Genomic DNA, 12,869 nt, shown 5'->3' on the forward strand with positions numbered 1-12,869 from the left:
ATTGAAGGTATCAGAGATTATCAAAAAAAAGGAGCAAATATTTTTATATGAAGGGTAATCACTTATATTTGTTCTCCGTAAAATTAAATGGTTAAATTTCACTAGGGAGAGTATGAAACAATTATCAACAGTGTTGAATGGCGTATTATTAGTTGCTGTTAATATATTATTTTTATCAAGTTGTAATAACACAGGAAATCAACAAGCGAATGTTGCAAGTAATGCACAAGCTGATGCTGAATTCCCTGTTGCATATATTAATACAGATTCATTACTATTAAACTACACATTTGCTAAAGAAGTAAATGAGCAGTTGATGAATCAGGAAGAAGCTTCAAGAGCAGATTTTAATGAGAAAGCCAAAGTTTTTCAGCAGGATGCTGTTGCGTTTCAGCGTAAAGTTCAGAACAATGGTTTCTTAAGTATGGAGCGTGCGCAAAAGGAACAAGAGCGTTTAGCTAAAGCTGAGCAGGACCTGGCGCAATTAAATCAGCAATTGACCAATGCACTTATGCAAGAGCAAGAGAAATTAAACCGTCAGTTGCGTGATACTTTAATTACTTATCTTGATGAGTATGCAAAGGATCATCCTTATAAGATGATTTTAAGTAATACACTTGGCGACAATGTATTGTATGCTGCCGAAGGTGTAGATATTACAAATCAAATTGTAGAAGCTTTAAATGCCCGTCATGCGGCTTCTAAATAAATAGAATAATCGTATAAAAAGAGGGCAGAAGTCGTAAGATTTCTGCCTTTTTTAGTTCATATGGATAAGTTATATATCAAATACTTTAAGCAACACCAAGCACTATCAGGAGAGATTATCTCAAGTGATTTCAAAGTGGTTGTACCTGTTTATCTTGAAGAAGATGATCTTTTTAAGATGTTGGAGAGTGTGCAAAAAGCTGCTACATTCTCAGGTTCATCTGTCGAATTGATTCTGGTATTTAATTATTCAGAATTGGCCAGCGAACAGATAATTCAGCGGCAAGTAGCATTGCTGGATAGGGTAGAAGAACATAGGACTGTTTTCGAGAGCACTGGTTTTGACTTGACCATACTAAAAGATTATTCGGTGGCTAAGAAACATGCCGGGGTGGGGCATGCCCGCAAAACAGGAATGGATTATGCGGCTTTTTCATATGTTACCCAGGAAAAATACGATGGCATTATTGTTTCACTGGATGCAGATTGTACCGTGAGTGACAATTATTTTTCAGCTTTAAATGAATGCTATTCTAAGAAATGCTTGTCAGGATGCAATGTCTATTTTGAACACCCTTTGGCTGGTAATTTTCATTCAGAAGTTTACGATGCCATTGCCGAATATGAATTGCATTTACGCTATTATATTCAGGCTTTACGCTATGCCGCCTTTCCACATGCTTTTCATACAGTGGGCTCGTGTTTTACCGTAACAGCCGAGGCTTATATAAAAGCAGGAGGGATGCCGCGTAAACAGGCGGGAGAAGACTTCTATTTTTTACAAAAGGTCATACCATCCGACAAGTTCGAAGAAGTGAATAATACCTGTGTCTATCCATCATCTCGACCATCTGATCGTGTGCCTTTCGGAACAGGGCCGTCTATTAGTGCGATGCTTGAATCTAAAGAGGAATATCAAACCTACAATTTACAGGCCTTTATCGATCTAAAAGAATTTATTGCGATAAAGGATGAATTGTATCAAATGACTGATGAAGGTATTGAAAGCTTCACACATCAGCTTAGTGGGCGAATTAGAAGCTATTTGGTTAACTCCGACTTCTTCCCGGCACTGCAAGCTGTAAAAGACAACTGCAGTTCGCTAGAGGTGTTTCAGAAGCGTTTTTACGAAGTTTTTAATGCATTTAGGGTTGTCAAGTACCTTAACTACACGCACACGCATTTTCTTGAAAAAATGAATGTGTTTGATGCGGCCATCAACTTGTACGAAATGAAGTACGAGCAAGCATTAGATGTGTTCGATACCAAAGAGCTCTTATTGGCATACCGCCAACTTGAGAAAAGCTAATCTCTGTTATTTCTTTATTCTTCGAAAACTGGCGTAGGTGTCTAATAGAGCTGTTAAGGCGATAAATATGATCCAATATTTACGATAGCTTAGCATGGCCCATGTGGCAGGTAGAAGCATCAATGAACTATATAATAAAATGGTAAAAACACGTCGGTTTTCAATTCGTCCGATCATTCGGTTGTACCCACGGATACCAATCATAATAAGCGAACCGGCTCCAAATACCCAGGCACCAGAAACTAAGTCGCTAATGTGCATTAATACACCAATAAAAACCAATGCCATACCAATGTAGTAGACAATACTTAAAAGCTTATAAATCTTCATTGTAATTACGTTATTAGATAGTCGTCAGTAGTTTGCTTACGCGTTTGAGTTCCAGGTTTGTGTCATATCAATCAAACATCTGCACATCATAAATCCAACATCAAATCAGTCCTCTTCTTCAACTACAAAAATCACTTCGTTTTTTTTCTTCATCAGATACTCTTCGCGAGCAAATTTCTCAAGATTATCAAGGTTACTTTGCAGTTCTTCCATTTTACGGTTGTTCTGCTCAATCTCATCAATGTAATGCTGTTTTTGTTTTTCAAGCTGCGAAATGCGATTTGACAAACGGTAACGATCGATTAAACTGTTCTGATCAAAAATAGTTATCCACACAATAAAGGCGATTGTCGCCAAAAAATACTTATTGCTAATAAGTGGTTTAACGTATTTCTTGAAATTTGACCAGTTCATTGATATCTAAATTTGTACAAATGTAAGGTTTTATCAATTAACTAGCTTATCAGCATGACTGATTTTTAATTGCCATTTGACCTATGCTTTTGTAAATTGAGGATTCAATTTCTATTGTGCATACACATAATTAGCAATTTTAATATCCTATGAATTAAGTTTCTACCCACAGTTAAAACCTAACAGATGATTAAAATTTTAATAAATAAAAAGCACGAAGAATTACGGGCTGTTATCGAACAAATCGACAATAATTTTCTTAATAATGGTGAATGGATCAAAGATGCTCGAAATCAAATCAAGCGTATTGAGTACGATGGTGTTGATTACTGTATAAAGAAATTTTATAAAGCAACCGCTTTTAATCACCTAATGTATTCATACATTCGAAAGTCTAAAGCACAGCGTTCATATGAAATCGCCCAACAGTTGCTGGTGAATAACATTAATACGCCTGAACCGATTGCCTTTATGGAAATTTACAATCGCTGGCATTTCTTAAAGCATTCGTACTACATATGCCGTTTTGAACATGTTGATTACACCTTATCTGAGGTGTTGAATAGTGAAGTAAATGACAAGGCATTAATTGTTCGCGGCTTTGTTAATTTCATGATCAACGGATTGCACCCACAGGGTATTTGGCATAAAGATTTTAATGGCTCCAATGTGTTAATCAAGCAGCTTGGAGAACGCCACTTTCAATATTCACTGGTTGACCTGAACCGAATAAAGTTTTCAAAAGTCATTCAATACCATAGAGGTTTGCATAATTTACAACAGATAAGTTCTAACCCCATTTACCTGGCTGAACTAGCCAAATATTACGCGAACTTTAAAAATACTAACGAAGAAGAAACGATTTATGAACTTCTTTTTGTGAAATATATTGGACGCCTACGTCGCCGATATACCAAACGCTTTCTGCATGCTCTTAAAACCATCCTCTAGTATATGACAAGATTTAAGATAACTTAAGTCAAAAAAAGAAAGGCTTCACATTTGTGAAGCCTTTCGAATATCTAATGGTCTATCGACCTAATTATCGATTGATCTATTCTGCTAAGAATGGGTATTTAAAGTCATAAGGCGGAACAAAGTTTTCCTTAATGGTACGTGGGCTTACCCAACGCATTAAGTTAATGGCTGAACCAGCCTTATCGTTTGTACCCGAACCACGAGAACCACCAAATGGCTGCTGACCTACAACAGCACCTGTTGGTTTGTCGTTGATGTAGAAGTTACCAGCAGTATCAACCAAGCGCTTTGTAGCCTGCTCAATGATATAACGATCCTGAGCGAAAATAGCACCCGTTAATGCATACATTGATGTCTTATCAAGGATATCCATTGTTTCCTCAAATTTGTTATCGTCGTATACATAAATAGTTAATACAGGGCCAAATAACTCTTCTTCCATTGTGCGGTACATTGGGTTTGTAGTGACGATGATAGTAGGCTCAATAAAATACCCAACCGACTTATCGTGACCACCACCAACAACGATTTCAGCTTCGTTGCTTGCTTTTGCCTCATCAATAGCACCTGCTAAAATGTCAAATGAAGTCTCGTCGATTACAGCATTTACAAAGTTGCTGAAATCCTCAGGAGGACCCATCTTCACTTCTTTCATCTGCTCTTTGACATAGCCAAGAATCTCGTCCCATGAACCAGCCGGTATGTAGGCGCGAGAGGCAGCAGAACACTTCTGTCCCTGGTATTCGAAAGCACCACGAACAATAGCAGTAGCAACCGCTTTATTATCACACGACTTATGAGCCATGATGTAATCTTTACCACCTGTTTCACCAACGATACGTGGGTAAGTCTTATATTTTTCGATGTTGTCACCAATAGCCTTCCAAGTACTCTGGAATACACCAGTAGAACCCGTAAAGTGGAAACCAGCGAAATCAGGGTGAGAGAAAATCTCTTTAGCAGCCACAGGACCTGAAGCATAAACTAAGTTGATAACACCATCAGGTACACCAGCTTCTTTGAATAGCTTCATCAAGAAATAAGCTGAGTAAACAGCTGTTTTAGATGGTTTCCAAACAGTCACATTACCCATCATAGCAGGAGCTGTTTGTAGGTTACCGGCGATAGAGGTAAAGTTAAATGGTGTTAAGGCAAATACGAAACCTTCTAACGGACGATACTCTACACGATCCCAGATGCCAGGAGCCGACTCAGGCTGACCAGCATAGATTTCAGTCATGTACTGAACATTGAAACGGAAGAAATCTGCTAACTCACAAGCTGAATCAATTTCTGCCTGGAAAGCGTTTTTCGACTGACCTAACATCGTAGCAGCATTAATTAACTGACGGTAAGGACCAGCTAAAAGATCTGCTGCTTTTAAGAAGATTGATGCACGGTGCTCCCAGCTTAGGTTAACCCACTGCTGGCGCGCTTTTAAAGCAGCGTCGATAGCCATGTGTACATGCGTTTCATCACCCTGGTGGTAATGACCTAATGTATGAGCGATTTCGTGAGGCGGGTGAATACGCTTTTTGTTACCTGTTCTGATTTCTTCACCACCAATAAACATTGGGATGTCTAATTCTTCAGAACGTAGCTTATTCAACATGTCCTTTAACTCGGCACGCTCAGGTGAACCCGGTGCGTAGCTTTTAATTGGCTCATTGACAGCCGGCGGTACATTGAAAATTCCTTTTGGCATAGATTTTTATTTTTTTTGGTTGTTATTAGTCACACTTGACTTTTGTTAATGGATATTACTCCAAATCATCTGAGTGAAACAAATCTATGAAATAAAAAAGCCGATGTACATGAAAAATGTCAGGGTTTGATGTGAATTTGAATAATATTTTATCCCTAACATCAATTAATGATTAGCTTAATGCATGTATTATCAGCTTGTAAGATATATATACCCGATTTTAGTAATGTTACATTGATGAGATAAGCATAATTATCTGGTTTAATAACAATGTCTTTAGTGACTTCTTTTCCTGCAATATTATAGAGTTGAATGTTTTTTAATGCTTTAGTGCTATGCAGTTCAAACTGGTGCTTTGCCGGATTAGGAATGATTTTTAACTTTTGTTTAATTGGAGAATTTTCTTCGATTGACGTTGAGGAGATAATATTTAATCTAAGCGCCTGTCTGCCTTCTATGTTAATGATCTCCAAGGTGTAGTTTGCTGGCGTGAAGCCTTCAAAAAGCACTCTGTCAAATAAGCTTCCTGAATTGTTTGTCGTAATAATACCCGCCTGTATCAGATCAAAATATTCCCCATCCTGAGGAGTGACATTTTCAAAGTCAATTAAGATGTCGCCGTCTAAAATGAAATTATTGCCATGACCATTTATTATTGTATTAGACTCTGCAGTGATTTGACTAACCAATAACCAATCTGGATCAAAAGCCTGATTTTGCATTACCTCGCTATTGCCCCAGCGAATTCGTTCATATTGGGTGCCACTATTATTAAGATGGGTAGTAGCTACCGTTTCATACCATGTGCGATATACCTCATTAAGTCTAAATTCTTGTGTGTCAGGTGAACCTGTATCAGTCTTCCAGTCGCCATCAACAACATCGAAGGTGATAGTATGATAGTCTGGAGACATGGTTCCATAATCAGCAAAAACTGTTTCATTGTCCGTTATTCCATCATTTAAACCTGGTATGTTATCAAAAATTGTTTGTGAAAGTTTCAAATGATCAATTTCAAACCCTTCACGCTCAAATGTCACTCCATAACTGGCATTTTTTAAATCCAGAGCATCTAAAACTAGCGAACTTACACCTGCTGAGGCAGGCAGATTAAGTGCAGGATTTAACCTGAAGTTTCCACCAGCGGGGTCAATAAACAGCTGTTCTTCATTCAATGGTGTTATGCCTGTTGCATTTGATGGTTTTAGTTTGCCTGTCATTGTATAATTACCTGAAACCTCTGGAATACCACCGGCGTTGATAGTTTGGTCAATGGCGTTATCGATCTCTATGGCAAAGGCATCGCTTAAGGATTGAACAGCATTATTAAGGCATTTGAAATTTGTAAATTGAGCCGTTTCAGTATCACCCGTTCGGTCAGAAATACCATCGGCACCTGAAATGTCAGCATATACATTGTTATGGCTCACTTCTAAATTTGGTGTGCTTTTTAAACGAATATGATCAATGGAACCAAATGCCACCACATTATTTGTTATTCGGGCACTCATATGCTCCTGTATTCCATCTGTATCTTTAGGATCGTCTATCAGTATTGATTTTCCTTCGTCAATAACCATTTCAATAAATCCTTTTGTCTGTATCCAGGAATAAATGCGTTGTTCAACGTTAAAGAGCATGTTCTCGCGAATATCCCAACGATAAACACCGGGTGTGTCATCATCAAAAAATTCGATTCCTTTTTGTTGGCGCATAATACCATGGCCTCCGGTTAATGAAGAGGTGGCAATGTCGTGTATAATATTTCCTTCAACCACAACATAACGACCATCACGTATTTCGACTGCCTTTTGGAACCAGTCGTGTATATAGTTGTCTTTAATGGTAATATACTGTCCGTCTAAAATAATGGCCAGACCTCCATTTCGAGGAATGGTTTCATCGCCCCAGAACGCTCGTGCCACAATGGTCCAGTAGTCAATCTGGTCCGTCATGCCGTACAATTCTATTCCTTCCAGTGTAATATGACGAGAGGAGGTGTCGAAATCAAAACAACCATATTGATCGCGGGAGATGATTTTAACACCAAAACTGCTTTGTGGTTTAATGGTGACAGAGCCAGAGGCTGTAGCTGCGGTAGTAATAAGAACTTTTCTACCGGTCAGGTCGTATTCTCCATCGATGATGATGACATTTCCACCTCCTGCATTGGCCACTAATTGTACCGTTGCTGCTATATCATTATACGGATTTACCAGTGTGCCATCAGCTGATTCGTTGTCCGGCGCATCGGGATTAACATAGAGGTTTGTTTGTGCATTTGAAAGAACGGTAAAAACAATGAAAATACTCAGAAAGAAATGTCGCTTCATAACGAATGGTTTTGATATGCTTATTAACCGGCAAGAAGGACTTGTCATGATTAATCGACCAGTCACATTATCAAATTATAAGTTTTTTTGCCCAAGCGCAAGAGCTAGAACAAGTGGATTGCATTTTTAACCGCTTACCGTCTGGTGTAAAAAGGTGAATTTATTTTCTTGTCATTAAACAATACACCGCTAAATGGTTTCCCATTTTACCTTCGATCTCGATTGTCTTTAATTCCTTTATGATGAAATAAGCTTCGAAGAGTGTTTTCAATTCGTTTTCGGAAGAGAAATACAAGGTTGTACCCAGCTTTGTGTCTCTGTATTTTCCCTGTCCTCCAAACTGTTGGTCTTTAATGCTAAAGCAAACCGACAGGTATTTACCCTTCGGATTAAGCAGTTGGTGTACATTTTTAATGTATTGTTGACGATGATTGGGAAATATATGGTGAAGTACTTCCCAGTCGTAGGCAAAGTCAAAGGTTTCCTTTATTTCATTTAAATCACCAATCATATCAGCTGTCCGGAATGCGGCTTTAATGCCTTCTTGTTTAGAGCGTTCTTGGGCTAACTTAATGGCTTCTGTAGAAATATCTATGCCGGTAACATCAAATCCACAATTAGCCAGGTAATGGGCATAATGACCAAGGCCACAACCCAAATCAATTGTTTTGCAAGGGACTATATTTTTATTGGCTACTAAATCAAGCAAAGCTTTAGGCGGCCGTTCCATATTCCAGGGAATCTTATTCAATGGAATATTCTTATAGATGTGGTCCATTTGATGCATAACTCAGCTATTTAATAATATGAGAGTTGAGACTATATGTATGCAATAATATTCAAAGTTAGCATTGTATTGTGTAATTATGCATTATACCACGCGAAGTGATTCGCGCGGCAGCAGGGGTTTGTACGTTAGCATGGAGATAGCTCATGGTTGATTGCTTGAATACATGTTTTAATAATGAAATCAGTTCTCCCCCTTGATTAGCCAATATTCTTCATTGATAACATGGTCAATGTCCGTGGCATTTTGTTCGTAATACTTATCAGCAGGTATACTATCTATTACAAATATTCGTCTGAATTTCTGTTTGCCGCCTACAAAATAGGCTTCCTTGACGTATTCACGACCTTTTTTGTCTTTGTATATTTTTTTCTTTTTCAATGGTTTTTGTTTAAAGAAGTGATGCGTAAGATAAAGGATTACGCCAAAAGAAGTGACTCGCTCTTCCTGATGACTTAACGAACCGCCCAGTACGAGATCCGTACGCTGGGTGGTGTGAGAGGTTCTCCGATAGGCTAATGGTCTATCGGCAGCCTACTCGATTATGGCCAGTAATTCATTCTACCACTTAATATATTCTTCTTCTAAAAGAATTATTATTAGTTCTTTGCCGTCAAAGATAATTTTTAGTTTATCGTCAACTAAAATCTCTTTATACTCATTAAATTTGGCTTCTGTTAATTCGAAGCGGAAAGAAACATGTCCAATTTTTCCCAATAGGATTTTTTCGGGTGTGCCTTTTATAATTTTGGTATAAACTTTAGTGTCATACTTATCAATTGAAGAGAATGTGGAATCCTGTTTTTCAATTTCAATATTAAAAAATTCATAATCCTCTTGAATATATTCTCTGGTTTTTGGGATAATTGTTTTTATCTCTTTTAGCCTAAGGATTTCTATTGAATCTGCTTGGTTCTGCGTGTTAAGGTTTCCATATGACACAAAAAAATTTCCACCATAGGGATGACCAGCAGCTAACTCGCGACCAACAATAAATAGCCCATCTCCATAATCGAATCCACCTTGCATATAATGAGCTTTGGCTTTCTCTATGGCGTTATCATCAGTACTTCCAAGTGCAATTTGATTTCCTGCATTATAAATTATACCAGAATTCCATATTTCCACATAAGGCATTTTTAATCTTGGTAAAATAAATACTTTTGAGTTATCTTGAGCAATTCGGGTAGAATTAGGAATGGCACCCTTCAAATACAGTGACAATGAATCAAATGTTTTAGTAGGCATAGTAACAACAACATGATCAAAGTATCCATTGATACTTCCCTTTTCTTTTATAGACTGGGAAAAGCATTCATAACCTATGAATGGGGTAATTAAAAATAAGCAAATGATCCAATGCATAATTTGTGTATTTAATTTATTATTGCCCCTAACTTCTTAATGGCCTGTAATGCAAGTTATTTCAAATGTAGAAAAAAATGAGTGCAATTATACATACCTATATGGAATTATTCTTGAACTATTCTAATTAAAAAAGCCCCACACAAAGTGCAGGGCTACAACTAATCTCTGGTTAATAATACTTACTCGTTTACATCTACTTTATTGCGTCGCTGGCGCCTTGCCTTATTACTCTCGTCGATTCGGTTGGCCACAAACTGTACCAGTTCGCCATACACATCGGGTTGTACCTTTTGCATCACATTCAGGTAGGCAATCAGTTCTTCGTTAATAAAGCTAATAAGCTGCTTTTTAATATCGGTGGCCGAGGCGAGGTTTCTCTCATCGTCTTTCACCGACAGGTAAGCATTTTGCTTGGTGTTAAAATGGTTAACAGCCGTCTCTAATCGGTTAAAACGCTCGGCGCAACCATTTAGTTGGGCGATGTAAGCCGGGTAAGGTTCCGTTTTACTTTCGGTCAACATGGAACCCAGAAGCGGGTATTCTTCGCGATAACTTTTTTTCTTTACCTCCAGCCCATACTTATCAATCATATTAAAAAGCATTTTGGCTGCATTAGCTCTTGTTGTGTCCGGGTGGCAGGTATAACCTTTTGTTAGGCCATGCAATAGGCTTACTTCATTGTCGGTTACGGCATCCATATCAGCTAATTCTGATTCTATTATGTGGCGCATAATGCTGCAAAGTGACAGATTCCTACCTGCTTATAGTCAACAAAGGATTAAACTCATAGTAAAGTCATACTAAATACATACTAAACTCATATTAAATTCGAATGGGATTGAGTTTAATGTGAGTTAAATTTGAGTAAAGTATAGGTTAATAATGGCATTATAGCGAGACAGCTATTTGGTTGCTAGCTAGTTGTTGCGAAGACAGTGTAAGACTTGGTGAAAAAGTATAAGATTTCATTTGTTTCTTCGTTTCTGGTTAATTGTGATGGTGATCATTGGAGAAGGCTTCTTGTTAACAATAACATTTATTCTTGCTTCTGTATGATAATTGTACTCTATGTAATTGGTCTCCTGTTCATAAAAGAGTTTGTCTGAGGAGCTCAACGCTTGACGTACATAAATTATTTTTCAAAGTGAGCCTTGTCGAAACTTTGAAAATTACGATCGCGATTGCAGTTAAGAATCAGTGGATAGTTGGTGATTCAGATTAACAAATAAATTGACTATTACGCCCATAGTCTAGTAAGGGACAGTGTTTTGTATTCTCCTGCTTTTTGAAGTATGAGTGCCACGAGGTGGGGAGGAACTTATAATGCTTCATGGCAATTTTCCGAAGTGGCAGATTAAAAGACCATAGGTATATCATTTATTACTATCGGGGTTTTCACCCTCTTCAAACAACCCTTTAGTATGGTTTTTCATGGCTTCGTCAAAAGTTAAGAAACTTTTTCTTATGTAAAGACGTATTTGCTTTGGATAAAAATAATTGAGCAATAATGAATTACCCCTTATCAATGACTAAAAACTACGTTTTAGTTTTACTACTCCTTTTGGCTGTTAATAGCCTATCTTCACAGACTTACATACTTAACGAAGATTTTTCGTCGGCCAATGGTACAACACCACCCGAGGGCTGGTCCAACACAACGGCGGCAGGTGTAGCAAGCGATTTGTGGCAGTTCGATAATCCAGGAAGCCGGACTGTTAACTACCCGGTTATTGGTAAAATGGCCATTTTTGATGCCGCCAATTACTCGGCAGATGAGGAGCCCGAAGAGGTTATTTTGGAAAGTCCATTTTTTGATGCCACCATTAGTGCCGAGATTTTATTATCCTTCGACCATTATTTTGTTGGAGCGAACAATGCCAATGGAACCGTCGAAGTGTATGATGGTGATAAATGGCAGATTGCTAAAACTTACACTGACACAACTGCTAATTCGGAAAAAGAAATTCTGGATATATCGGCTTATGCGGGGAGCATATCCAATGCCAAAATACGTTTCTACTGGCAGGGCGACAGCCTTGGTATGTGGGCCGTAGATAACATTAGTATATACACCCCTTTGCCAACCGATGCTGGAATTACCACGCTTGATGCGCCGATTATGCCTTTTGCTGCCGGTACGCACCCTATAGAAGTGACCTTAGCCAACTTTGGAGCCAATACAATAAACAATACGACCATCGAATGGTCAGTTAATGGAATAAGTCAACCTTCCTATAATTGGACAGGTTCTCTTAGTTCTGGTACAACTGAAAAAAACATTACTATTGGGAATTATTCGTTTGAATCAGGGAAGAAAACTGTATTTAAAATATGGCAAAACAACCCCAATGGAGAAGACGATGGTTATGCCTTAAACGACACCTTAAATAAAACATTGTACACGGCACTGTGCGGTACCTATACCGTTGGAGGTGCATCGCCCGACTTTGAAAATTTTACCGAAGTAGCTACTGCATTGAATAATGCAGGTGTGGCTTGTCCGGTTATTTTCGAGGTACGCGATGGTGTTTACGATGAGCAGATTAAGTTGTATGAAATCAGTGGTAGCAGTGAAGTCAATACGATTACTTTCCGTGGAGAGAGTCGGGACAGTAGTTTGGTTCAATTGCATTACAGCACCAGTAATCCGAGCAATGATTTTACTTTGGCACTAACCGGTTCTGATTATATCTCGTTTGAGGATATGGGAGTGCTTCGTAGCAATGGGACCAACAGTGTGTTGATTCAGAATGAGAGTAATCATGTGCGCTTTGAGCGTTGTCAATTTAAAGGGCATGTATTAAGCGCTTCCATTACCAGGGATGAACACCTTACATTCCGCAATGTTGCAATGACAGGGTATAATCTGAATTTGGCACAATTAAATGGTGGTTCTGCCATGACTATTACCGTGGAGAGTTGTCATATTCAGGATTT

12 protein-coding genes are annotated in these 12,869 nt (G+C 38.3%); 4 read left to right on the forward strand and 8 right to left on the reverse strand.

From position 1 onward, the window contains the following. The first annotated feature begins 112 nt into the window (after positions 1 to 112). Together JIV24_RS09955 and JIV24_RS09960 are read left to right on the forward strand one after the other, a co-directional pair. Positions 113 to 709, forward strand: a complete 597-nt coding sequence (locus JIV24_RS09955) for an OmpH family outer membrane protein (RefSeq protein WP_200464883.1) — start codon at positions 113 to 115, stop codon at positions 707 to 709. Between the two features lie 60 nt (positions 710 to 769). Then, positions 770 to 2,017, forward strand: a complete 1,248-nt coding sequence (locus tag JIV24_RS09960; RefSeq protein ID WP_200464884.1) for a glycosyltransferase — start codon at positions 770 to 772, stop codon at positions 2,015 to 2,017. Between the two features lie 6 nt (positions 2,018 to 2,023). On the opposite strand, the gene JIV24_RS09965 is transcribed toward JIV24_RS09960, so the two are convergent. Further along, the gene (locus JIV24_RS09965) at positions 2,024 to 2,347 is read right to left on the reverse strand and encodes a hypothetical protein (protein WP_200464885.1); all 324 of its coding nucleotides are present in this window, start codon (positions 2,345 to 2,347) and stop codon (positions 2,024 to 2,026) included. 105 nt (positions 2,348 to 2,452) lie between these two features. Next, positions 2,453 to 2,761 carry an FtsB family cell division protein gene (locus JIV24_RS09970; RefSeq protein ID WP_200464886.1) on the reverse strand — a complete coding sequence of 103 codons (309 nt, stop codon included), beginning with the start codon at positions 2,759 to 2,761 and terminating at the stop codon, positions 2,453 to 2,455. A gap of 186 nt (positions 2,762 to 2,947) precedes the next feature. Here JIV24_RS09970 and JIV24_RS09975 point away from each other — a divergent pair, with 186 nt between their 5' ends. Beyond that, the gene (locus JIV24_RS09975; RefSeq protein ID WP_200464887.1) at positions 2,948 to 3,712 is read left to right on the forward strand and encodes a lipopolysaccharide kinase InaA family protein; all 765 of its coding nucleotides are present in this window, start codon (positions 2,948 to 2,950) and stop codon (positions 3,710 to 3,712) included. Positions 3,713 to 3,815: 103 nt separating this feature from the next. Here the strand turns inward: JIV24_RS09975 and pruA are convergent, their stop codons facing one another. The 6 genes from pruA to JIV24_RS10005 form a co-directional block, all read right to left on the reverse strand. After that, positions 3,816 to 5,444 carry an L-glutamate gamma-semialdehyde dehydrogenase gene (pruA, locus tag JIV24_RS09980; RefSeq protein WP_200464888.1) on the reverse strand — a complete coding sequence of 543 codons (1,629 nt, stop codon included), beginning with the start codon at positions 5,442 to 5,444 and terminating at the stop codon, positions 3,816 to 3,818. A 161-nt stretch (positions 5,445 to 5,605) separates the two neighbouring features. Continuing rightward, the gene (locus tag JIV24_RS09985; protein WP_200464889.1) at positions 5,606 to 7,777 is read right to left on the reverse strand and encodes a T9SS type A sorting domain-containing protein; all 2,172 of its coding nucleotides are present in this window, start codon (positions 7,775 to 7,777) and stop codon (positions 5,606 to 5,608) included. Between the two features lie 160 nt (positions 7,778 to 7,937). Further along, on the reverse strand, positions 7,938 to 8,564 hold the full coding sequence (locus JIV24_RS09990) for a class I SAM-dependent methyltransferase (protein ID WP_200464890.1): 627 nt from the start codon (positions 8,562 to 8,564) through the stop codon (positions 7,938 to 7,940). A gap of 183 nt (positions 8,565 to 8,747) precedes the next feature. Then, positions 8,748 to 8,945: a hypothetical protein gene (locus tag JIV24_RS09995; RefSeq protein ID WP_200464891.1), complete on the reverse strand. Its 198-nt coding sequence runs from the start codon at positions 8,943 to 8,945 to the stop codon at positions 8,748 to 8,750. 180 nt (positions 8,946 to 9,125) lie between these two features. Beyond that, positions 9,126 to 9,929, reverse strand: coding sequence for a hypothetical protein (locus JIV24_RS10000; protein WP_200464892.1), 804 nt, complete (start codon positions 9,927 to 9,929; stop codon positions 9,126 to 9,128). 182 nt (positions 9,930 to 10,111) lie between these two features. After that, positions 10,112 to 10,663, reverse strand: a complete 552-nt coding sequence (locus JIV24_RS10005; RefSeq protein ID WP_200464893.1) for a DUF6261 family protein — start codon at positions 10,661 to 10,663, stop codon at positions 10,112 to 10,114. A gap of 776 nt (positions 10,664 to 11,439) precedes the next feature. On the opposite strand from JIV24_RS10005, the gene JIV24_RS10010 reads away from it, so the two are divergent. Next, a partial coding sequence (locus tag JIV24_RS10010) for a hypothetical protein (RefSeq protein ID WP_200464894.1) occupies positions 11,440 to 12,869 on the forward strand: 1,430 nt, incomplete at its 3' end.

It is taken from the genome of Carboxylicivirga marina (assembly GCF_016612505.1).
GTDB lineage: Bacteria > Bacteroidota > Bacteroidia > Bacteroidales > Marinilabiliaceae > Carboxylicivirga > Carboxylicivirga marina.